Origin of the sequence: Parabacteroides sp. AF39-10AC, assembly GCF_003635405.1 — a bacterium.
Classification (GTDB): Bacteria; Bacteroidota; Bacteroidia; order Bacteroidales; family Tannerellaceae; genus Parabacteroides; species Parabacteroides distasonis.
On the sequence record NZ_QTLP01000002.1, the window covers coordinates 96,072 to 118,660 of the forward strand.

The 22,589-nt window shown below is 46.0% G+C and carries 19 protein-coding genes; 17 read left to right on the forward strand and 2 right to left on the reverse strand.

All coding sequences use genetic code 11. The features are described 5' to 3' along the window. Positions 1-72 precede the first annotated feature (72 nt). The 11 genes from DW033_RS02310 to DW033_RS02360 all read left to right on the forward strand — a co-directional run bounded on the left by DW033_RS02310 (position 73) and on the right by DW033_RS02360 (position 12,144). Positions 73-327: a hypothetical protein gene (locus tag DW033_RS02310; protein WP_005857054.1), complete on the forward strand. Its 255-nt coding sequence runs from the start codon at positions 73-75 to the stop codon at positions 325-327. Beyond that, complete coding sequence (locus DW033_RS02315) at positions 324-839, forward strand: FHA domain-containing protein (protein ID WP_008772194.1); 516 nt, start codon at positions 324-326, stop codon at positions 837-839. Before DW033_RS02310 ends, DW033_RS02315 begins: the two co-directional genes overlap by 4 nt. A gap of 12 nt (positions 840-851) precedes the next feature. After that, on the forward strand, positions 852-1,655 hold the full coding sequence (locus DW033_RS02320) for a PP2C family serine/threonine-protein phosphatase (protein WP_122382395.1): 804 nt from the start codon (positions 852-854) through the stop codon (positions 1,653-1,655). Between the two features lie 41 nt (positions 1,656-1,696). Then, positions 1,697-3,490, forward strand: a complete 1,794-nt coding sequence (locus DW033_RS02325; protein ID WP_158595237.1) for a serine/threonine-protein kinase — start codon at positions 1,697-1,699, stop codon at positions 3,488-3,490. Positions 3,491-3,531: 41 nt separating this feature from the next. Beyond that, on the forward strand, positions 3,532-4,488 hold the full coding sequence (locus DW033_RS02330; protein WP_008772192.1) for a hypothetical protein: 957 nt from the start codon (positions 3,532-3,534) through the stop codon (positions 4,486-4,488). Between the two features lie 12 nt (positions 4,489-4,500). Then, positions 4,501-6,663 (forward strand): kelch repeat-containing protein, encoded by a 2,163-nt coding sequence (locus DW033_RS02335; RefSeq protein ID WP_044546037.1) that lies wholly within the window; start codon positions 4,501-4,503, stop codon positions 6,661-6,663. A 2-nt stretch (positions 6,664-6,665) separates the two neighbouring features. Then, complete coding sequence (locus DW033_RS02340; RefSeq protein ID WP_005857041.1) at positions 6,666-7,562, forward strand: serine O-acetyltransferase; 897 nt, start codon at positions 6,666-6,668, stop codon at positions 7,560-7,562. A 74-nt stretch (positions 7,563-7,636) separates the two neighbouring features. Beyond that, entirely contained in the window at positions 7,637-8,035 is a 399-nt protein-coding gene (locus DW033_RS02345) for a ferredoxin (RefSeq protein ID WP_005857039.1), read from the forward strand. A 21-nt stretch (positions 8,036-8,056) separates the two neighbouring features. Then, a complete protein-coding gene (locus tag DW033_RS02350; protein WP_122382396.1) occupies positions 8,057-9,847 on the forward strand; it encodes an NADH-ubiquinone oxidoreductase-F iron-sulfur binding region domain-containing protein in 1,791 nt (596 codons plus the stop codon). Positions 9,848-9,861: 14 nt separating this feature from the next. Further along, complete coding sequence (locus DW033_RS02355) at positions 9,862-11,652, forward strand: NADH-dependent [FeFe] hydrogenase, group A6 (protein ID WP_005862352.1); 1,791 nt, start codon at positions 9,862-9,864, stop codon at positions 11,650-11,652. 3 nt (positions 11,653-11,655) lie between these two features. Next, complete coding sequence (locus DW033_RS02360) at positions 11,656-12,144, forward strand: NAD(P)H-dependent oxidoreductase subunit E (protein WP_005857033.1); 489 nt, start codon at positions 11,656-11,658, stop codon at positions 12,142-12,144. A gap of 73 nt (positions 12,145-12,217) precedes the next feature. On the opposite strand, the gene DW033_RS02365 is transcribed toward DW033_RS02360, so the two are convergent. After that, positions 12,218-13,189 carry a YgcG family protein gene (locus tag DW033_RS02365; RefSeq protein WP_044546035.1) on the reverse strand — a complete coding sequence of 324 codons (972 nt, stop codon included), beginning with the start codon at positions 13,187-13,189 and terminating at the stop codon, positions 12,218-12,220. Between the two features lie 14 nt (positions 13,190-13,203). Beyond that, positions 13,204-13,791 (reverse strand): LemA family protein, encoded by a 588-nt coding sequence (locus tag DW033_RS02370; RefSeq protein ID WP_044546034.1) that lies wholly within the window; start codon positions 13,789-13,791, stop codon positions 13,204-13,206. Between the two features lie 328 nt (positions 13,792-14,119). Here DW033_RS02370 and DW033_RS02375 point away from each other — a divergent pair, with 328 nt between their 5' ends. The 6 genes from DW033_RS02375 to DW033_RS02400 all read left to right on the forward strand — a co-directional run bounded on the left by DW033_RS02375 (position 14,120) and on the right by DW033_RS02400 (position 22,508). Further along, a complete protein-coding gene (locus tag DW033_RS02375; protein WP_009017426.1) occupies positions 14,120-15,499 on the forward strand; it encodes a cytochrome c peroxidase in 1,380 nt (459 codons plus the stop codon). 17 nt (positions 15,500-15,516) lie between these two features. Then, positions 15,517-15,978: a septal ring lytic transglycosylase RlpA family protein gene (locus DW033_RS02380; protein WP_005857026.1), complete on the forward strand. Its 462-nt coding sequence runs from the start codon at positions 15,517-15,519 to the stop codon at positions 15,976-15,978. A gap of 10 nt (positions 15,979-15,988) precedes the next feature. Next, the gene (locus DW033_RS02385) at positions 15,989-16,921 is read left to right on the forward strand and encodes a UDP-glucuronic acid decarboxylase family protein (RefSeq protein ID WP_122297240.1); all 933 of its coding nucleotides are present in this window, start codon (positions 15,989-15,991) and stop codon (positions 16,919-16,921) included. Between the two features lie 90 nt (positions 16,922-17,011). After that, positions 17,012-18,271 (forward strand): TolC family protein, encoded by a 1,260-nt coding sequence (locus DW033_RS02390; protein WP_122382397.1) that lies wholly within the window; start codon positions 17,012-17,014, stop codon positions 18,269-18,271. 16 nt (positions 18,272-18,287) lie between these two features. Beyond that, positions 18,288-19,373 carry an efflux RND transporter periplasmic adaptor subunit gene (locus tag DW033_RS02395; protein WP_121961134.1) on the forward strand — a complete coding sequence of 362 codons (1,086 nt, stop codon included), beginning with the start codon at positions 18,288-18,290 and terminating at the stop codon, positions 19,371-19,373. A gap of 9 nt (positions 19,374-19,382) precedes the next feature. Continuing rightward, a complete protein-coding gene (locus DW033_RS02400; protein ID WP_122382398.1) occupies positions 19,383-22,508 on the forward strand; it encodes an efflux RND transporter permease subunit in 3,126 nt (1,041 codons plus the stop codon). Positions 22,509-22,589: the final 81 nt, after the last annotated feature.

The following is a 22,589-nucleotide window of genomic DNA, read 5'->3' on the forward strand; positions in this document are numbered from 1 at the left end:
ATAACAAGTTTATTAATCCATTGCTTTTTGTACTTTTGTTTTCGGAATATTAATATATTAGGAACAAAGGTTATGCAAGAAGAGGAATATACATTCGTAACTTTAGACGGCAATGACGTCATGCCAGCGGATGCTGTCATAATAGACGTGGAAGGAGGAGGTGTCGACCTAGGCGACGCCATAGTTATAGACGATAGTAGCATCGAGTCTTTCGATCATTCAGACTTTATAACCTTGGCGGACGATACGGTTATGCTTTCCGATACAGATATGATGGATCTGTACTCTACGGATATGGATGGCGCAGATATTTCGTTTATCGTATGATCGCAGTTAAATGTCCACATTGCCATGTAGGATTAAAGGTAGACGAGGGGAAGATTCCCCTCGGCATTACCTCCTTTAAGTGTCCGAAATGCAAAGAGCCTATTCCTTTGTCCTTATTATCCGAGAAAAGTAATCATCAGGAAGTCGATTCCGATACGATTTTAGTGACACCTGTCAAGACTGGAATCGGCAGACTGACGGTTCTTCCAGACGCCGATACACCTGAACAAGCGTTTCCTCTTCACGAAGGGAAGGTTGTCATTGGCCGGAAGTCGAACGCCTCACAAGCTACGATGCCAATTATCACGGCTGATCGCACGATGAGTCGCGAGCATATTTGCATTGAGGTGAAAAAAGATTCAAAAGGTGGATATAAACATTTCCTTACCGACAATAATAGTAAAAACCATACGTTATATAATAACAGTTACCTAGAGAATGGCGAGGTGGTCGTGCTCAATGATAATGACGAGATTATTATTGGTCGCACCGTCTTACGTTTTAATGAATAAAACTCATTTGTTATGATTATAACGATTGGTAAGCCATGTGCTATTACGGAAAAAGGAGGCAGATCGAATAACGAGGATTCCATTTACCCGCTTCCCGAACAAGTGCCCCTTGACCAAAAATTGTTTATGGTTTGCGATGGTGTGGGTGGAGCCGAGAAAGGGGAGGTAGCCAGCTCATTAGCTTGCGAGTCCATACAAACTTTCTTTTCTACGTTCCTAAAGGATGATCCCACGCCTGAGTTTATCCATAAAGCCGTACATTATGCGGAAGTCTGTTTCGACTCCTATGTTCAAGAGCATCCGGAAGCGATGGGTATGGCTACTACGCTCACCATGGCCTATATCGCTTCTTCCGGAATCGTATTGGCTCATATCGGAGATAGCCGGATTTATCATCTGAGGAAGGGGGAGATTTTATATCAAACAGAAGATCATTCATTGGTAAATTCGTTGGTTAAATTAGGTAAGATCACTCCGGAAGAAGCGCTAACCCACCCCCAGCGGAATGTGATTATCCGGGCTATACAAGGCACTCATACTCCAACAGAAGCGGACATTATTACCTTGAACGATATTCAATCCGACGATTTCCTCTTTCTTTGTACGGACGGGGTTCTTGAAAGACTGAAGAATGAAAAGATCGCAGAGATATTTAATGGTCGTTTATCTGTTCCGGAAATAAAGGACGCCCTCATGGAAGCCTGTGACGGCAAAACCCGGGATAACTTTTCTTTTTATATCATACCTATTCAAAAAGTGGAAGATAGCATGGGTTTTAAGCAAAATATTCTCTCTTTTCTTTATTCTTTTATATAAATAACGTACTTTTGGCAGATTAAATGGAATTATTCAAGGTTATGAATCTGCCAGACGGACATCTTCTTCAAAACGGAAAATACAGACTTACTCATGTGGTTGGTCAAGGTGGTTTTGGCATAACCTACAGAGGAGTTTGGTACACAGAGGTTAAAGGATCTTTAGGTACCGTAAAGACGGAGGTTCCTATCTGTGTCAAGGAATATTTCTTCAAGGATTATTGTTATAGAGAACCCGGTTCCCAAGCCGTAAAAGTACATTCGGAGACGGGAAAGGTCTTATTTAACAAGTTCAAGGAAAAACTGATCAAAGAGGCAAAGATCCTATCGGAAGTTCACCATCCCTATATCGTAAATGTGCTGGAGGTTTTCGAGGAAAACAATACGGCTTATATTGCCATGGAGTATATTTCCGGCTTCTCGCTAAAATATATGCTTGAGAAAAACGGGATATTGCCCGAAGCTACGGTCCTTAAATATGTACGGCAAATTGGCGAGGCGTTACAATTCGTTCATGATAAGAGTATCTTGCATCTGGATATCAAGCCTAGCAATATCTTGATCGATAAGAACGGGAACGCCCGCTTGATCGATTTCGGAGTCAGCAAACGTTACGATATCGAGCAGGAAGAGACCAGCACTACGATGTTAACCCTTTCTAAAGGATTCGCATCCATAGAGCAATACGATAACGAAGGAACACAAGTGTTCTCGCCCCGTCCGGATATTTATTCCTTGGGAGCCACGATGTATAATCTGTTAACGGGAACAATCCCTACAGAATCTATACTACGTGCCGCACGTCCTTTGCGAAACCCCTCTGAAATCAATGCGGCGATCAGCCCGAAAACAGAGGCTGTTATCATAAAAGCGATGCAAATCATTCCTGCGGATCGCTTTGAGACGGTGGGCGAGATGTTGGCGTCTTTGGATTTTTCTCAAGCGGAAAAGGAAGTTCAGGTTGTCCCAAGTCCATCTCCCGAGATTGTGAATGAGGAAACAACGGTGGTTTATTCATCACCTGTAGATTCTAAATTAGTAGGATCGGATGATGAAGAGACTGTTGTCAATGTGGCTAATCCACCTGCCGTGGAGCCAGTAACAGAAAAGAATAATTCCAGAAAGAAAATAATTCCTATCGGAATCGCTATATTTGTCGTTGTAGGATCCGCTACAGCTCTTTTAGTGCATAGCAATAGGCCCACAAAAGAGGTTGTCGAGAGTATTGATTTACCTTCAGCTGTGGAGCCGGATAGCAATGTCTCAAAAGAAGTAGAAATGCCAGATCACCCAGTTTTACATACGGAACCTCCTATCTCTGAGATAAAGGAAGCGGAGAAACAAGAGCCTCAAGTGGAAGAGAAACGACCTATGGAAACAGAGCATACGATAGAAGAGAATGTTCTCCCGGATCAGCCATCGGAAAATGAGATGAATGAGAAATATAACTCGTTAATCGCCTCCGGTAAGGAAAAAATGGCCAAAGCTGATTATTCGGGAGCTAAGAAAGATTTGTCGGAAGCAAAGGATACGAAACTAACGGAAGAGGTAGTCCGGTTGATCATCGCTTGCGATGAGAAAACCGAGGAGAAACGTATAGCGGACAAAAAGGCCCTGTATGAGGAGAAAATGGCTTTCGGACGATATAAGATCGTACGTAAGAAGTCAAATAACAGATACGGGGCGATCGATTCGAAAGCCGAGGAACGTATTCCTTGCAAATACTTAAGTGTCGGTATCGCGGATAACGGCCGGGCATTCGAACGGGAAGACAATTTGTTTGATATTTATAATTCTGACGGATCATTGATTAGCGAAGGCCTTACTTATTATTGATTGTAATATTATGAACAACTAAACATGTATTTACCTATTATATGAAAAGACTTTGGATATTGATGATATGTGCGGTATTTCCCCTCGGACTGCTGGCGCAACAGCGTACGGAATACAACCGTAAGGGAGATGAAGCGATGAAACGTCTTGATTATAGTGACGCTAAAATGTGGTACGAGGAAGGCGTATCGCAATGCGACGCATACAGTATTGATCAGCTGACTACGATTTGGCTTTCCAACGAGCGAATGCGGCCTTCCATGCGTAGCTTGATGAATAAATGTTTAAACTGCCTGACGGTCAAAGCTACGGAAGATGATCCGGATGCCATCTCTAAATTAATCATTTATTATTCGGAAGGTATCGGAACCCCTAAAAGTGAGGAGCTAGCAACCTATTGGAAAGAATACCAAGAGATATTGTTAAAGCCGGCGGAACCGGAGGCCCAACCGATAGATTCCGCGGCGGTATCCCCTAAGAAACGAATGGAGTTTTTCGCGGGATACTCGTATTCGATCGAATCTCCTTATGGAATCACGGTAGGAGGTATGGGGCAACGCTTCGGTTGGTATGTCCGTTTCAAGACGAATATGTCTTTTATGAATTATACGGACGAATGTAATAACCAAGGGCAGATTATTAAGTTCTCTAATTCGGAAGGGGAATCTTATGAGCTTAATACAGGTAAATCCTCGAAGACAAATAGTATAGCCGGAACGGCCGGTTTAATCGTAAAATGCTTTCCGTGGTTATATGCCTCCGTTGGTTTGGGATATGGTGAAAGAGCTTTACTACATTCGTTCACGACCCATTCCTATGAAAACTACGATAGTACACGAGAGGTATGGTGCCGGAATATTGATTCCTCATACAAAGGGGTCGCTGCCGAGGTTGACTTGATGATGAAAATAACGAACTCTGTATTTATTAGCGTTGGATGCAATACGGTTAATTTTAAGTACTTGGATCTAAACGCTGGCTTAGGTGTATTCTTTTAATATTGATTATTTATGAAACATATATACTCACTCTTCTCTATTCTATTTGCGGCTTTATTAATGGCCGGATGCGTGAATGATCCGGATATAGATGGTGGCATTCGAAACGCTAAAAAACCGTCTGTTAAGACAGACGAGATATTGAAGTCCACGGCTAGTTCCGTGACAGTATCGGGGGAGGTCTTGCAAGAAAACGGCGCTCCCGTGACAGAGGCCGGTTTTTGTTGGAGCACGGAATCAACCTTTACTGTGATAGAGAAAAATAAAAAAGCCGTATCCAAGCGTAAGGTAAGATATGAGGCTACGATCGAGGGCTTAACCAATGATCTGGATTACTATATCCGGGCCTATGCGATCAATGCGGTAGATACCGCTTATGGAGAGATTTTACCTTTTAAGACGAAAGATGGATTAGGAAGCGTTAAGACCTTATTGCCAGTCAACGTGATGTCTACTTCCGTTCAATGTGGAGGTATGATAACCAAACAAGGGGAAGCCGAAATCGAGGAAAGGGGTATTTACTTAATGCTGAATCCGGAGCCTTCAGCATCCGACTCTACGATTCGTATAGACATGGAAGCCGATTCGTTCTATTGTACGATCTCCGATTTAAAACCGGAAACTACCTATTACGTTAGAGCTTACGCAAAAAGTAAATATGGTGAGTATAACGGGGCGAAAGTCGAGACCTTTAAGACCACGAATGGTCGTCCTGTATTAGATGATAACAAATTCAAGAAAATAGCGACAGAGTTTACCTATGCGGAGTTCTCCATGGAAATAATAAGCGAGGGAGATTCTCCGATCACGGCATGTGGTTTCTGCTTTAGTGCTGATAAATCGCCGACAATAGAAAATGGGGATACGATTATTTGCGGAGCGGGTATCGGAGAATTTGCCGGGAAAATCTATGATATGCAACAGCAGAAAGGGTATTACGTACGTGCTTATGCGACAAACGCTTTAGGTACTACCTATAGCGCAGGCGAAGGTATCCATACGATTCTGGAAAGTGAGTTGCCTACAGTCAATACGAAGGAGGTGTCTACTATTAAAAACGGTACCGCATGGGTAGGAGGAGAGGTCTTAGCCGAAGGTGCCTCACCGGTTACAGAGGCCGGTGTATGTTGGGGAACTAGTCCTAGTCCGGCCTTTGGTAATTGTGAAGGAGCGGTAGCTCTTTCTTCCGGTACACAAGCGTTTACGGGTACGATAAAGGAATTGAGAGGAGGCACGAGCTATTATTTAAGGGCTTACGCTAAAAATAAGAATGGTATCGCTTACGGAGAGGAAGTTCGCTTCCAAACTCCGGATATATTTGGAGCAGGGGCAAGGTTTGAGGGAGCTTTCCGGATACCGGGATCTACCTCTTTCTGTACCTTGGCTAATAGCACGGGATTCTTGTTAGGCGGTGACACGGGTAGGGAATACACCGATGAGTTTTGGGGATATATGACCTCTAAGAAAGAATGGTTGCCCTTAAGGTCTCAGCCTGAGAAATTATCGGGCCAAGCATGTTTCAGCATCGGATTTGGCCTATGGACTTTTGGTGGTTTGGATAACACGGGAAAGATATGTGACAGTTTATATGTATACTCCACATCCGATAATTCTTGGAGCGCCGTACAAACAGACCAGCAACGGCCTAAAGGTATGTATCGGGCGGCATGTTGCAGAATGGAAGATCAAGCGTTCCTCATAGGTGGACATAGAGGTAACGAACTAATCGATGAAGTCTGGACTTATGAACCGAGCGCTTTCGTTTGGAGCAAGAAATCTAATTTCCCGATTAAACAATACGGCGGAATATCCGTTGTAATTGGTGACCGTATATATGCCGGACTGGGGATTATTAATAAAGCGGATCCTTCTTTGGAATATACGACACAGTTTTGGTCTACAGACAAGAACGCTGTAGCTTGGGAAAAGGAGGCTTCGTTCCCCGGAAGGATGCTTTTATGTGCTATCGCTTATGGTAATTACGTATATGGCGTAGACGGGGACGGTTATATTTGGCGCTATGATCCGGACTCTCAGAACTGGAGCCAGAAATCCCAGTTACCAGCGGCTAACAGATCTGTACATTGCATGTATGTCTTGGATAATTATATCTATATAGGTTTGGGCAATGCCTCTAACTCATTAATCAGTTACGATCCTACTTGGGATAATTAAAGATGAATAGAACAGCGATTTTAGAACAGATACAGAAGAACGTAGAACGGCTGTCGGCTCCTGATCTACCGGAATACAAATATATCCCGTTGCATCAGAAGCCATCGCCTTCAGTCGCTACGTTGCATGAGATCATGCGCCTATTACGTACGGTTATCTTCCCCGGATTCTTTGGTACGGAACAAGAGGCTCAATTAGGCTCTATCCAATATTATACGGGAGTCTATTTGGAAAAGATCTATGATCTCTTGCAAGAGCAAATATATAATGGACTTTGTTTTGAGGTAGAGCGTTGTTGTGATTCCAAGGACCGGGCTTCCGAGATCTCGATCGCTTTTATTAACCGGATTCCTCATATCAAATATTTACTGTCCACCGATGTAAAGGCCATCTTGGATGGTGATCCGGCAGCCAAGAGCGTGAGTGAGATTATATTCTGTTATCCGGCGGTCTACGCGCTTTTACATCAACGGGTCGCTCATGAATTATTCGAGCTAGGCGTACCGGTACTCCCGCGTATCATTACGGAAATGGCACACTCTCAAACCGGGATTGACATTCATCCCGGGGCGCAGATCGGAGAATATTTCAGTATCGATCATGGAACGGGTATTGTCGTGGGACAAACCGCCATTATAGGAAACCATGTCCGCCTTTATCAAGGTGTGACGTTAGGAGCCAAGAGTTTTACGCTGGACGAGGAAGGACTTCCGATAGATTTGCCCCGTCACCCGATCATCGAGGATTATGTGACCATTTATTCCAACGCGTCCATATTAGGGCGGATCACTATTGGCCGAGGATCTATTATCGGGGGTAACATCTGGCTCACCCATAGTGTACCTCCCAATTCCAAGATATCTCAATCACGTGTCGAAGAAAAATTCACGGAAATATGATATTATTTGAAAGAGATTCCGTATGTTTGTGCAAATGACATTACGGTGTTTTCCTTAAATAATAGAATATGACCATGAACAAAGTAAAGACATTAGATGATCTCAAGAAAATGCGTGAATCTCTTCGTGCGTCTTTGGATCTGCGTGAAAAAAGCAATACCCCTGATCAGCTCGTACAAATTAAGGTTTCTATGGCCACTTGCGGTATAGCTGCCGGAGCCAAGGAGATAATGAGTTATTTTATCGAGGTTTTAGACCGGCAGAAAATCGATGCGTTGGTAACTCAAACCGGATGCATGGGCTATTGTTATGCGGAACCGACTATCGAAATCAAGCTTCCGGGTCAGGAGCCGTTGGTATTCGGTTATGTCGATAAGGCAAAAGTAGAAGAGATCATAGACAAGTATATCCGTAAGGGTATCTTGGTAGACGGCATCATTCCTGTAACTTACACCACCGTAAAACCCGAATAAGAAATTTAATATCTTACATAAATGGCACAATACACGAATTATATATTGGTGTGCGGTGGCACAGGTTGCCGTGCATCACAAAGCGAGCAGATCATCGAGAATCTGAGAGCCGCCGTCGAGCAATACGGATTAGAGGATACACAAGTGATCCGTACCGGATGCTTCGGTTTCTGCGAGAAGGGTCCGGTGGTTAAGATGATCCCCGATAACACTTTTTACGTACAAGTTCAACCATCGGATACGGACGAGATCGTACGGGAGCATTTGGTAAAAGGCCGTAAAGTGGAACGGTTACTTTATATGAATCCGGAAACCCGTGAGCTGGTTCCGGACTCCAAGCATATCGGATTCTATAAGAAACAGCTACGAATCGCCCTTCGAAATTGTGGCTTTATCAACCCGGAGAATATCGATGAGTATATCGCTCGTGACGGCTATGTAGCGTTAGGAAAAGCCCTTGTGGAAATGACTCCCGAGGAAGTAATCAAGGAAATCATGGATAGTGGTTTACGGGGTCGTGGGGGCGGTGGTTTCCCCACAGGCTTGAAATGGCAGATTACCCGTAAGGTACAAGCGCCTCAAAAATATGTGGTTTGTAATGCGGACGAGGGCGACCCGGGCGCTTTTATGGATCGCTCCATATTGGAGGGCGACCCGCATTCGATTGTGGAGGCTATGGCGATTAATGGATATTGTACGGGAGCTAGCAAAGGTTTGGTATATATCCGTGCCGAATATCCGCTAGCCGTTGAACGTTTGAAAATAGCCATACGGCAAGCGAAAGAATATGGATTGCTGGGCGAGAATATATTTGGGACTGATTTCTCATTCGATATCGAGATCCGGTACGGTGCCGGAGCTTTTGTTTGTGGAGAGGAGACCGCTTTGATCCACAGTATGGAAGGTTTGCGAGGCGAGGCTACCGTAAAGCCGCCGTTCCCTAGTGAACACGGGTATAAAGGTTGTCCGACCAATGTAAATAACGTAGAGACTTATGCGAATATCCCGGTGATCTTGTTAAGAGGCGCTAAATGGTTCAGTAGTATCGGAACGGAGAAAAGCAAAGGAACAAAGGTGTTCGCCTTGGCTGGAAAGGTAAACAATGTGGGGCTGATCGAGGTTCCTATGGGTACGACTTTGCGTGAGGTTATCTTTGGAATTGGGGGAGGTATCAAGGATGGAAAGAAGTTTAAGGCTGTGCAAACCGGTGGCCCGTCAGGAGGTTGCTTGACAGAAAAGCATCTAGATCTTCCTATCGATTATGATAATTTGCTTGCCGCTGGTTCCATGATGGGTTCCGGAGGTATGATCGTCATGGACGAGGATGATTGTATGGTAGCCATGGCTAAGTTCTATCTGGACTTTACGGTCGAGGAATCTTGCGGTAAATGCGCACCGTGCCGTATCGGTAATAAACGCTTACATGAAATATTGCAGAAAATTACGAGTGGAAACGGAACCGAAGAGGATTTGACCCGTCTAAGGAATCTGGCGATGGTGATTAAGGATACCGCTTTATGCGGCTTGGGACAGACTTCTCCGAATCCGGTTTTATCTACGATGGATAATTTCTACGATGAATATCTGGCGCATGTCCGGGAGCATCGTTGTCCGTCTCATCAATGCCGGGAACTTACTCAATATTTCATCAATCCGGAGAAATGTAAAGGATGTACGCTCTGTGCCCGTGTTTGTCCGGTGCATGCAATTACAGGTGGACGGAAAATTCCTCATATTATCGATCCGCAAGCTTGTATCCGTTGCGGTACCTGTATGGAGAAGTGTAAGTTCGGAGCGATTTATGTCCACTAAATTCATTTACAATCATGGAAACAATTAAATTAATCATAGATAATAAAGAGGTGGAAGTGCCGAGAGGAACCACCATTTTAGATGCGGCAAAAAGTGTAGGTATCCATATCCCGACACTCTGTTATATGAAACTGGAGGATTTGCATTATGAGAATAATCCGGGAGCTTGCCGTATTTGTGTCGTAGAGATCGAGGGACGTAGAAATTTAGCCCCATCCTGTAAAATGGAATGTACGGAAGGTATGGTCGTACGGACACATACCCCTCGGGTAATGAATGCCCGCAGGACGGTGATGGAGCTGATCCTCTCGAATCATCCGGCGGAATGCCTGACATGTAGTAGCAACGGACATTGCGAGTTACAAAAGATCGCGCACGACCTAGGAATCCGCGAGATCCGGTATAAGGGAGAAATGTCTACATTTACGATAGATCGTTCCCCTTCTATTGTCCGGAACATGAACAAATGCATCATGTGCCGCCGTTGTGAGACCATGTGCAATACGATACAGACGGTTGGCGCCTTGACTGCCGTGAACCGTGGATTTAACGCGGCCGTATCGACAGCTTTCGAACGGGATATGGCCGGAAGTACCTGTTCTTATTGTGGACAATGCGTATCCGTCTGTCCTGTAAACGCGCTTAGCGGACGTAATACGCAACAGCCGGTCTTGGACGCTTTGGCCGATCCTACTAAAATTGTTATCGCCCAGACAGCGCCGGCGGTTCGCACAGCGTTGGGACGTGATTTCGGGTATGAGCCGGGTACATTGGTTACAGGCAAGATGGTTTCAGCTTTGCGTCAATTGGGTTTTGATTATGTATTCGATACGGACTTTGCCGCCGACTTGACCATTATGGAAGAGGGAACGGAATTATTACATCGCCTAGGTAGTTACTTGAATGGAGACAAAGAGGTGAAAATACCGTTAATGACGAGTTGTTGTCCGGGCTGGGTTAGCTTTGTGGAACAACATTTCCCCGAGTTACGGGATAATTTATCTACAGCCAAGAGCCCGCAGCAAATGTTCGGAGCGATCGCCAAGAGCTATTTCGCCGAGAAGTTGGGAGTGGACCGTAAGGATTTGGTAGTCGTATCTATCATGCCTTGTTTGGCGAAGAAGTATGAGGCTAGCCGCCCGGAGTTTAGCGTGGAAGGTAATCCCGATGTAGATTATTCGATATATACCCGTGAGTTAGCCCGTTTAATCCGTTATGCGAATATAGATTTCAATGAACTGCCGGATGGTGAGTTCGATCGCCCGTTGGGTGAATCTACCGGAGCGAGCGTGATCTTCGGTACTACCGGCGGTGTTATCGAGGCCGCTTGCCGTACAGCTTATGAATTATATACGAAGAAAAATCTGGATAAAGTGGATTTCGAGGAGTTACGCGGGCTGGAAGGTATTCGTAGCGCTACGATCGATTTTAATGGGACTCCGGTAAAGATCGGTATCGCTCATGGTCTGGGGAATGCCCGCAAATTGATCGAGGAGGTGAAGAACGGTACCTCTCCTTATCATGCGATCGAGGTGATGGCTTGTCCGGGAGGCTGTATCGGCGGTGGCGGACAACCGTTCCACCGAGGCCGTATGGAGGTACTTCGCCGGCGTGCTGCCGCTCTTTACCGGGAAGACGCTAACAAACCGCTTCGCAAGAGCCATGAGAATCCGTATATCCAGCAATTATACAGCGAGTATTTGGGAGAGCCTTGCGGACCGAAAGCCCACAAATTACTGCATACCCATTACATAGATCGTAAGGAAGTAATCGGTATGTATATAGAAACTGAAAAAAGTAAATAAGCCATGAATGAGATACATTTGCCTAAAACAAAAGTAGCGGAGCTACATGCGATATGCGCTGAACGCAACAACGATCCCGGGGAGTTGATCAATATCTTGCACGCCGCCCAAGGCTTGTTCGGATATTTACCACCGGAAGTCCAACAGGTTATCGCCGCCGAATTGAATATCCCGGTCTCAAGGGTATATGGCGTAGTTACTTTTTACTCATTCTTTACGATGACCCCCAAGGGGAAATACCCCATCTCGGTTTGTCTGGGAACGGCCTGTTACGTGCGTGGCGCAGAAAATGTTCTGGAAGAAATGCAACGTCAATTGGAAATAAAGGTAGGAGAGACTACACCGGACGGTTTGTTCTCCTTGGATTGCTTACGCTGTGTCGGTGCTTGCGGATTGGCTCCGGTGGTCATGATCGGCGGGAAGGTCTATGGAAGGGTTACTCCCGAGAAGGTACGGGATATACTTTCCGACTACTATCTGAAAGAGCAATAAGATACGAAAACACAAGCGGTCACATAAGGTTTTACGTGACCGCTTGTATAAAATAATGCGAATAATTGTATTTTCAGAAACGACTAATCGAACCGCCACCCCCGGAGCTTCCACCTCCCCAAGAGCCGCCACCGCCGCCTCCGCTAAAACCTCCGAAACCACCACCGCCACCCATAATAATAGGGCCACCTCCTCCTCGGTGTATGCGGTCGATGGTACGATTTTTTTTCTCTGTATACCCGCAACTCTTACAGCGGTATACATCTTCGGCCAGACCTTCCGAGAAACGAGTCGCTTCCCGGATCACCTGCTGCCCCATATACACAAAGGTTTTCTTTCCACAACGGGGGCATGCCTTCGGACGATACTTTAAGTATGCGATAAACGCCGAGAAACCGATCATCCCGATAATCCCCACCACGAATATCCACATAAAATCATCATCGGACGAGGAAGGAGAACGGTTGCCAGTCATGCCTGCCCGTTCATAGTCGCTGGACATTAAATACTTGGTAACCGCCATGACTCCTTTCAACATGCCGGCGCTATAATCCCCGGCCTTTAGATCGGGCATCATATACCGCTGCTGGAGCCGGTAGCAAATCGCGTCGGGTAAGACACCCTCGATGCCATATCCCGTCTCGAAAACGACCGAACGTTGGGAAGGTTCCGTCACCAACTGGATCAATAAACCATTATCCTTGCTCTTTTGTCCCAATCCCCAATGTTTGAATAAATCCGTAGCGAACATCCGGGCATCCTGATCCCCGATGCTATTCACGGCAACGACAGCTACCTCGATACCGAGACTATCTTCCACTACATTTAATAATTGATTGATACGTGCCGCGTCATCCGGGGTAATGATACCATCCGGATTACTGACATGGTTCAACCGGTTGGAAAGACGTACGTTCGGAATGGTCTCGATCGAATAATCCTTTGCCGCGAAAATAGAGGAGGCAAAACCAACCAGCAATAAACTGATCCATAAAAGGCTTACCGGACACTTGCGTCTAGATCTTATATTCTTTATCTCACTCATTCAGCGAATGGCTATTAGAATTCTACCTTAGGAGCCTTTTCCGCACCGGATTCAGCGGCGAAATAAGCTTTCGATTGGAAGCCGAACATTCCGGACAAAATATTGTTCGGGAATTGGCGAATATAGGTATTATAAGACTGAGCTACCTCATTAAAACGTTTACGCTCTACTGAGATACGATTTTCGGTCCCTTCCAATTGAGCTTGAAGCTCCATAAAGTTTTGATTCGCTTTTAAGTCTGGATAACGCTCTAAAACAAGCATCAAATGGGAGAGGGCATTTCCTAACTCACCTTGTGCGGACTGGAATTTCTTCAAGGATTCCTCAGTAAGGTTAGAAGGATCAATCGTAGTCTTCGTCGCCTCGGCACGAGCGTTGACCACACCTTCTAAAGTCTCTTTCTCATGCGCAGCGTATCCTTTTACCGTATTTACCAGATTCGGGATCAAATCCATACGGCGTTGATATTGGTTCTCGACTTGGCTCCATGCGGTTTTCACGCCTTCGTCTTGAGTTACCATATTATTATACACGCCTTTCACCCAAAAGAATAATATCGCTACGATAGCGATGATAATCCATACAACTTTGTTCTTAAACATCTTTGCCTTATAATTTATTGATTATACATAATGAGACAAAGCTATATAAAAAAATCGGATTATCCACATAGCGATTGGCGGCTGCTTATAACTGCGATTGTTAGCTGCTTATAATGGGCATTGTAACATCCTTATATTGCCCATTGTTAGAACCTCATACTGGGCATTATAGGAAGGAGCTTGCCGCGATGCTGCGGATGGAAGCCCACCGCATAGATTCTATTTATCTTCCCATAGATAAAACTGATCAATGAAATCCAAGGCTTTTAGGGTACATGTAAGTGAATTGTTCTATATTTGCACTTAATAAATCTAAATAAATATAGTTATGCGTAAAACAATTTATGCTAAAATGACGGCATTACCGGTAGGACTCTGCGCTTTAGCCTTTGCGGTTACCTCGTGCGGTTCTTCCGAATACAAGAAATTTGCCGACAATGAAGGTAAGCAAGTGGCCTCTATCCTGCGGGAAAACGACTGTTTGGCCTGCCACTCTGAAAATGCGCCTCTGCCATTTTACGGTAATTTACCGTTGATCGGTCCCGTAGTACAGGCAGACATGAAGGAGGCCGTTCACTATGTGGACTTGACTGCTATGGTGGAAGCCTTGGAGAACGGGCAGCCCGTTTCAGAGGTTGATTTGGCGAAGGTGGAGAATACGGCCCTAAGCGGCTCTATGCCCCCGGCTAAGTATTCCCATATGCCGATGCACTGGGGAACCAGCCTTGACGACAATGAGAAAGCGGTGATCATTTCATGGGCGAAGAATGTCCGTAAAGATCGTTTCACGACCGAAACCGTAGCGGAAGAATTTAAGAATGAGCCTCTTCAGCCTCTAATGAAGAGCTTGCCTACAGATCCGGCGAAGGTAGAGTTGGGTTTTGCCCTGTATCATGATACTCGTTTGTCTGCGGACAATACGATCTCTTGCGCTACTTGCCACGGATTGAACACAGGTGGTGTAGACCGTAAGCAATATTCGGAAGGTATTAATGGACAGTTCGGTGGTGTTAACGCTCCGACCGTATATAATGCGGCGCTTAATTTCGTTCAATTTTGGGACGGACGTGCGGCAGACCTAAAAGAGCAAGCGGCTGGTCCTCCATTGAACCCAGTGGAAATGGGTTGTACCTCATTCGACCAGATTTGCGAGGCTTTAGCGCAAGATAAGGATTTCACGAAGAAATTCACGGAAGTGTATCCGGAAGGTTATTCTCAATCTACGATCACGGACGCTATCGCTGAGTTTGAGAAGACCTTGCTTACGCCGAGTCGTTTTGACAAATACTTGATGGGAGATAAAAATGCGCTTACAGCGGAAGAATTAGAGGGTTATCAACTATTCAAGGACAATAAATGCGCTACTTGCCACGTTGGTGTAAATGTCGGTGGTCAATCTTACGAGTTCATGGGTATCAAGAACAGCTATTTCGATTACCGGAATACAGGGTTGACGGACGGTGATAACGGACGCTATGCCGTGACTAAGAAAGAATCCGATCGTCATAAGTTCAAAACCCCGACACTTCGTAACGTGATGCTGACTTATCCGTACATGCACGACGGAACGGTAGCCTCTGTAGAGGATGCGATCCGTATCATGCATGAGTTCCAGATCGGAAAGGAGATCAATGATGTAGAAGTTGAAAAAATCGTTGTTTTTCTAAGGACTTTGAACGGAGAATATAATGGAAAAATGCTTCAATAATTGATTAAAAAAGGTACATGTCCTTCCGCTTGTTCTACATATTACTTATATTTGCCGCAGTTAAGTGTGGAGAAGGAATATGGGCACAGGAGGAAGGACTTGCTTCGTATTACCATCATCGTTTCCACGGCAGGAAATCATCCAGTGGAAGGGTTCATGATAAAGAAGAATTAGTCGCCGCGCATCGTACGTATCCTTTTGGTACTTTTTTAAGAGTCACGAACTTGGAGAATATGAAAAGTACCATTGTATGCGTAACGGATCGTGGACCTCGTTATAGAAAACGAATCATTGATGTATCAGCGAGCGCCGCCGAAATATTGGATTTTATCGATAAAGGTGTCGCTAAGGTACGGATAGAAGTCGTTCCCGGCCCCTTAGACCTCCGCTATCTGGACTTGATCTATCCTAAGATTCCTTATCTGGATATAGATTATTTACGTCCGGATCCACCTTATAGGGTGAAATTCACGAAATAAATTTAATATAATGAAGCAAATACTTATCACCGGGGGCGCCGGCTTTATCGGTTCTCATTTATGTGCCCGTCTTTTAGAAGAAGGAAATGAAGTAATTTGTCTGGATAACTATTTTACGGGAAGTAAGGAGAATGTGATTCCTCTGCTGAAAAATCCACATTTCGAGTTGATCAGGCATGATGTTTCTATACCGTTCCAAGCCGAGGTCGATGAGATTTATAATTTGGCATGTCCCGCATCTCCAGTTTATTATCAAATAGATCCGATACAGACGATCAAGACATCCGTGTTAGGAGCGGTCAATATGTTAGGTCTGGCAAAACGGGTGAACGCTAAGATATTACAAGCATCTACCAGTGAGGTGTATGGAGATCCCATGATACACCCGCAGCCGGAAAGCTATTGGGGAAATGTCAACCTGATAGGGCCTCGCTCTTGTTATGACGAGGGCAAGCGTTGCGCCGAGACCTTATTTATGGATTACCATCGCCAAAACAAGGTTCGCATTAAAATCATCCGCATCTTTAATACGTATGGGCCTAATATGAGTACGAACGATGGCCGTGTCGTCTCTAATTTCATTATACAGGCATTACAAAATAAGGACATTACGATTTATGGGGATGGAAACCAAACTCGTAGTTTCCAATATGTAGACGATTTGATCGAGGGGATGATTCGTATGATGAATACCTCGGATGATTTTATCGGTCCGGTAAATATCGGAAATCCGGGAGAGTTCTCGATGAACGAGTTGGCCAAGATCGTGATCCGTTTGACAAACTCCTCCTCTAAGATCGTATACCGCCCGTTGCCGGGAGACGATCCCAAGCAACGTAAGCCCGATATTACGTTGGCCAAAGAGAAATTAGATGGGTGGGAACCTACGGTTTGTTTGGAGGAAGGATTAAAGAAAACGATATTATACTTTAAATCTCTCTAATAAATTTCTAATTTGGCCTAAGAGTATTCTAACTAAATATTCATAAGCGATAAAAGAGTGACTTCTACCTTTGCGTAAAATTTAACGCAAATGGACAGACAAGTCACTCTTTTACTTTTTTTATCTCTTCTTTTCTCTGGGGCAAAAGCCTCTGTTGTCTCCCTCTCCTTGAAAGAGTCCGAGCAACGTTTCTCTGAGCACAATCTGGAAGTGATAGCCGAACGGTATAATATCGATATAGCCGAGGCCCAAGTAGTACAGGCCAAACTTTTCGAGAATCCCGTGGTCTCTTTGGAGCAAAATGTTTATAACCGGTTGAACGGACATTACTTTGATTTCGGGAAACAAGGGGAAACGATCGTAGAGGTGGAACAGTTGATCTATATCGCCGGACAGCGAAACAAACGTGTCCGTTTGGAGAAGATCCATAAGGAAATGGCCCTTTACCAATTCGAGGAAGTATTAAGAACCCTCCGGAGCGAGTTGAAGGAGAAATTCGTAACGCTTTATTTCACCCGGAAATCCCAATCCATTTACGATCGTGAGATCGATTCTTTGGCTCATCTGCTGGAGGTTCTCAAGGAGCAGAATGAGAAAGGGAATGTTTCTTTATTAGAGAAGTCCCGTATCGAGGCCCTATTGCTTTCCTTGCGGCAAGAGCGGAATGATATCGCCAATCAAGCAATCTCCCTTCAAGGAGACATGCGGCTTTTACTAGGAATATCCGGCAATGATACCTTCGAGCCGATATTCGATGAGTCTGTGTTGAACCAGATCGATATGGACTCCGTCCCTTTCTCAGAATTGACCTCTTTATTATACGAACGTCCGGATCTTAAGTTGGCGCAAGTAAGCATCAAGGCTTCGGAGGCGGACGTGAGATTACAACGTTCCCTCGCTTTCCCGGAAGTGAGCGTAAAGGGTACGTATGATAAGGCCGGTAACTTTATCAATGATTATTGGGCGATCGGATTGAGCGTCTCCCTTCCTATATTTAACCGGAATCAAGGGAATATCCGGGCGGCGAAAATATCTGTCGCTCAAAAGGCCCATAAGGAAGAATACGCACGCCGCCAGGCCGAGAATGAATTATTCACCAGCTATGCCCGATTGGAAAAGGCGATTCAGCTTTATCGTTCCTCGAACTATGGATTGGAGAAGGATTTCGCCTTGATTATCGAAGGCGTGAACTTGAATTTCCAAAAACGGAATATCAGTCTCCTTGAGTTTATCGATTATTATGAGACCTACAAAACAACCTGCTTGCAACTTTACCAAACTCAAAAAGAAGTGTTACTGGCCTTGGAGGAGGTAAATACCGTAACGGGTAGCCATGTATTCAACTATTAAAAGCAAATCAAACGATATGAATAAGCATCTAATCACATGCATCCTTTTAGTACCCTTGGTATGTTCCTGCGGGAAACAGGCGACCACCTCGGTCGATACCCGGGAACCTTTACTATTAAATGACAGTTTACAGGAGATTATAACACTGGATACGGTTCGTGACACACCATTAACCAACGAGTTATTGCTCAATGGCCGTGTCAGTTTCAATCCAGAGCGAGTGGCCCATGTGTATCCGATATTTGGTGGAAATGTCACCTCCATTCATGCGGAAGTTGGCGATTACGTAGGGAAAGGAGATGTCCTAGCGGTGATCCGGAGCGGCGAGATCGCTGATATCGACAAGCAGCGAAAGGAGGCCGAGCATCAACTGGCTATCGCTAACCGTAACTTGGAGGCTACCCAAGATATGGCCCGGAGCGGTATGGCTTCCGACCGGGACTTCCTGCAAGCCCAGCAAGAGCAAGCCGATGCCGAGGCCGAGACCAAACGTATCCAAGAAATGTATTCCATTTATAACATAACAGACCCATCTACCTATGTGGTGAAAGCGCCGGTCTCCGGCTTTATCATCGATAAGAATATAAACCGGGATATGCAGATCCGTTCTGATCAAGGGGAGGAGATGTTTACCATTTCCGGTCTCGACGATGTCTGGGTGATGGCCGATGTCTATGAGGGAGATATCAGCAAGGTAAAAGAGGGGGCTACCGTTCGTATCACCACTTTGGCCTATAAGGATATGGAGTTTACGGGAACGATTGATAAGGTCTATCATATGCTAGACCGAGAAAGTAAGACCATGAGCGTAAGAGTCAAATTAAGGAACGAGAAGTATATGCTTAAACCCGGAATGTTTACGAACGTATATGTACAGAGCGCGGTAAAAGGAGAAAGTATGCCTTGCGTAAACGCCCATGCCGTGATTTTCGAGGATGGTAAAGAATACGTTGTCTATGTCTCGAAGGAGGGATATTTGCAAATGCGTGAGATCTCGGTGTATAAGCAAACCGAGAAGTTCTGTTACCTGCGATCCGGCTTGAAGGATGGGGATCGGATCGTAGATCGGAACGCTCTCTTGGTGTATAACGAATTAAAGTAACCAGACGATATGCACACATTCATAGATAATATCATAACGTTCTCCCTCCGGAACAAATTCTTTATCTTCTTCTGTACCACGATCACCGTAATCGCCGGTATCACCAGCTTTATCCATACGCCGATCGACGCGTTTCCGGATGTGACGAATACGAAGGTGACGATTATCACCCAATGGCCGGGCAGGAGCGCCGAGGAGATCGAGAAGTTTATCACAATCCCGATCGAGATCGCCATGAACCCGGTACAGAAAAAGACGGATATCCGGAGCACGACCCTTTTCGGTCTTTCCGTCATCAACGTGATGTTCGAAGATAAGGTGGATGATTTCTTCGCCCGCCAGCAAGTTTATAATCTCTTGAACGACGCCGACCTGCCGGAAGGGGTCACGCCGGAAGTGCAGCCCTTATACGGCCCGACCGGCGAGATCTTCCGCTATACATTACGTAGCGATAAGCGTTCCGTCCGGGAATTGAAGACCTTGCAGGATTGGGTGATCGAGCGGAAGTTGCGGGCCGTACCCGGTGTAGCGGATATCGTCAGCTTCGGAGGAGAGGTAAAGACATTCGAGGTTAGCGTCAACCCGAATCAACTGATCAGTTACGGGGTAACGACCTTGGAACTTTATGACGCTATCGCGAAAAGTAATATCAACGTAGGCGGCGACGTGATCACGAAAAGCTCGCAAGCCTATGTCGTGCGGGGTATCGGCTTGATTAACGATGTAAAAGAGATCGAGAATATCGTCGTAAAGAATATCAATGGCACGCCAATCCTTGTCAAGCACTTGGCTACCGTGCACGAATCCAGTCTTCCCCGCCTAGGGCAAGTGGGCCGCATGGAGGAAGATGATGTCGTACAAGGCATCGTTGTCATGCGAAAAGGGGAGAACCCCGGCGAGGTAATCGCCGCCTTGAAGGATAAGATCAAGGATATCCAACAAAACGCCTTGCCGGAAGACGTGCGAATCGTATCGTTCTACGATCGTGAGAATCTGGTAGATCTGGCGGTCAAGACCGTAACACATAATCTGGCGGAAGGTATTCTGCTGGTAACTTTCATCGTATTAATCTTCATGGCGGATTGGCGTACGACGGTGATCGTGTCGATCATTATCCCGTTGGCACTCCTCTTCGCCTTTATTTGTCTCCGGGCGATGGGGATGAGCGCCAACCTCTTATCTATGGGAGCGATCGACTTCGGTATTATTATCGATGGCGCCGTCGTGATGGTGGAGGGGCTTTTCGTGGCATTGGACCGGAAAGCCCGTGAAGTAGGCATGCCCGCTTTCAATTTGATGAGTAAGATGGGTATTATCCGTCATACGGCGAAGGACCGTGCGAAAGCGGTTTTCTTCTCTAAGCTGATTATCATCACAGCCTTGGTCCCGATCTTCTCTTTCCAGAAGGTGGAAGGAAAGATGTTCAGCCCGCTCGCTTATACCTTGGGGTTCGCCTTGTTGGGAGCGTTGATCTTTACGTTGACATTGGTACCCGTTCTATCTTCCATGCTATTAAGGAAAGAGGTGCGTGAGAAACATAATCCGTTCCTTGCGTGGATCAATCGGAAGTCGATCGGTATTTTCGACTGGTGCCACGCCCGTAAGAAGCGGACGATCACGTTCGCCACGCTGGTAGCCGCCGTAGGTATCTGGTGCTTCACCTTGTTGGGCAGCGAGTTTCTCCCGCAACTGAACGAGGGCTCTATTTATATCCGTGCGACCTTACCGCAAAGTATATCTTTGGATGAATCCGTTACATTGGCCAACCAGATGCGCCGGAAGCTGGCGGCTTATCCGGAGGTTCGTCAGGTCTTGTCGCAAACCGGCCGGCCGAACGATGGCACGGACGCGACAGGTTTCTACAACATCGAGTTCCATGTGGATATATATCCCGAGAAAGAGTGGGAAAGCGAACGCTCGAAAGCGGGTCTGATCGAGAAGATGCAAGAGGATCTGGCGATCTATCCGGGCGTGGATTTTAACTTTTCGCAGCCTATCTCGGACAATGTAGAGGAAGCGGCCAGCGGCGTGAAGGGTTCCATCGCCGTGAAAGTCTTCGGTAAGGATCTATACGAGTCGGAGAAAAAGGCGGTAGAAGTTTTCAAGGTCTTGGAGACCGTAGACGGTATCGAAGATCTGGGCGTTATCCGGAATATCGGCCAGCCGGAGCTACGGATCGAGTTGAACGAGTCTCGTTTAGCCCGCTACGGCGTGGCCAAGGAGGACGTGCAATCCATTATCGAGATGGCGATAGGAGGTAAGAGTGCCTCTCTGCTTTATGAGGACGAGCGTAAGTTCAATATCATGGTCCGCTACGAATCCGCTTTCCGCCGTAGCGAGAATGAGATAGGCAAGATACTGGTTCCGGCGAAGGATGGTTCCATGATTCCTATCCGCGAGCTGGCGGATATCCATACGATTACCGGCCCGTTGATTATCTACCGGGATAACCACGCTCGTTTCTGCGCCGTGAAATTCTCGGTCCGGGGCCGCGACATGGGTAGCGCCGTGGCTGAAGCCCAGCGGAAAGTGGAGAGGCAGGTAAAGCTCCCCGAAGGCTATACCTTGAAATGGACCGGAGATTTCGAGAACCAACAACGGGCTACCAAACGCTTGGCCCAAGTCGTCCCCGTAAGTATAGCGATCATCTTCGTGATCCTATTCGTCCTTTTCGGCAACGCCCGGGATGCCGGACTGGTCTTATTGAACGTGCCTTACGCCGCCGTCGGAGGTATCTTGGCCCTATTAATCACGAATTTCAACTTCTCGATCTCAGCGGGTATCGGCTTTATCGCCCTCTTCGGTATCTGTATACAGAATGGCGTGATCATGATATCGGACATCAAGAATAACCTGCGGGAGAGGCATCCTCTGGAAGATTCGATCAAGATGAGCGTGAAATCAAGGGTACGTTCCGTATTAATGACCGCCTCCATGGCCGCTATCGGCCTGCTTCCGGCCGCCTTGAGCCACGGTATCGGATCGGAAAGTCAGCGTCCTTTGGCGATCGTGATCATTGGCGGATTAATAGGAGCCACGTTCTTCACCCTCTTTGTCTTTCCGTTGATGGTGGAGGCTTTTTATCGACGAATGCTTTACGATAAGAACGGTAAATTAGTGCAACGTAGGTTGTAATTGCTATATTTGTAGCAAGAAAGTCCGGAACTATTAGGGAGGGCGACTGGAGTTATTATGCGAAAGGATTATACTTACTGA

Bases quoted from the DNA above. Each gene is read 5' to 3' on its own strand.
- DW033_RS02310 (WP_005857054.1), top strand. From the start codon at position 73: ATGCAAGAAGAGGAATATACATTCGTAACTTTAGACGGCAATGACGTC.
- DW033_RS02315 (WP_008772194.1), top strand. From the start codon at position 324: ATGATCGCAGTTAAATGTCCACATTGCCATGTAGGATTAAAGGTAGAC.
- DW033_RS02320 (WP_122382395.1), top strand. From the start codon at position 852: ATGATTATAACGATTGGTAAGCCATGTGCTATTACGGAAAAAGGAGGC.
- DW033_RS02325 (WP_158595237.1), top strand. From the start codon at position 1,697: ATGAATCTGCCAGACGGACATCTTCTTCAAAACGGAAAATACAGACTT.
- DW033_RS02330 (WP_008772192.1), top strand. From the start codon at position 3,532: ATGAAAAGACTTTGGATATTGATGATATGTGCGGTATTTCCCCTCGGA.
- DW033_RS02335 (WP_044546037.1), top strand. From the start codon at position 4,501: ATGAAACATATATACTCACTCTTCTCTATTCTATTTGCGGCTTTATTA.
- DW033_RS02340 (WP_005857041.1), top strand. From the start codon at position 6,666: ATGAATAGAACAGCGATTTTAGAACAGATACAGAAGAACGTAGAACGG.
- DW033_RS02345 (WP_005857039.1), top strand. From the start codon at position 7,637: ATGAACAAAGTAAAGACATTAGATGATCTCAAGAAAATGCGTGAATCT.
- DW033_RS02350 (WP_122382396.1), top strand. From the start codon at position 8,057: ATGGCACAATACACGAATTATATATTGGTGTGCGGTGGCACAGGTTGC.
- DW033_RS02355 (WP_005862352.1), top strand. From the start codon at position 9,862: ATGGAAACAATTAAATTAATCATAGATAATAAAGAGGTGGAAGTGCCG.
- DW033_RS02360 (WP_005857033.1), top strand. From the start codon at position 11,656: ATGAATGAGATACATTTGCCTAAAACAAAAGTAGCGGAGCTACATGCG.
- DW033_RS02365 (WP_044546035.1), bottom strand. From the start codon at position 13,189: ATGAGTGAGATAAAGAATATAAGATCTAGACGCAAGTGTCCGGTAAGC.
- DW033_RS02370 (WP_044546034.1), bottom strand. From the start codon at position 13,791: ATGTTTAAGAACAAAGTTGTATGGATTATCATCGCTATCGTAGCGATA.
- DW033_RS02375 (WP_009017426.1), top strand. From the start codon at position 14,120: ATGCGTAAAACAATTTATGCTAAAATGACGGCATTACCGGTAGGACTC.
- DW033_RS02380 (WP_005857026.1), top strand. From the start codon at position 15,517: ATGTCCTTCCGCTTGTTCTACATATTACTTATATTTGCCGCAGTTAAG.
- DW033_RS02385 (WP_122297240.1), top strand. From the start codon at position 15,989: ATGAAGCAAATACTTATCACCGGGGGCGCCGGCTTTATCGGTTCTCAT.
- DW033_RS02390 (WP_122382397.1), top strand. From the start codon at position 17,012: ATGGACAGACAAGTCACTCTTTTACTTTTTTTATCTCTTCTTTTCTCT.
- DW033_RS02395 (WP_121961134.1), top strand. From the start codon at position 18,288: ATGAATAAGCATCTAATCACATGCATCCTTTTAGTACCCTTGGTATGT.
- DW033_RS02400 (WP_122382398.1), top strand. From the start codon at position 19,383: ATGCACACATTCATAGATAATATCATAACGTTCTCCCTCCGGAACAAA.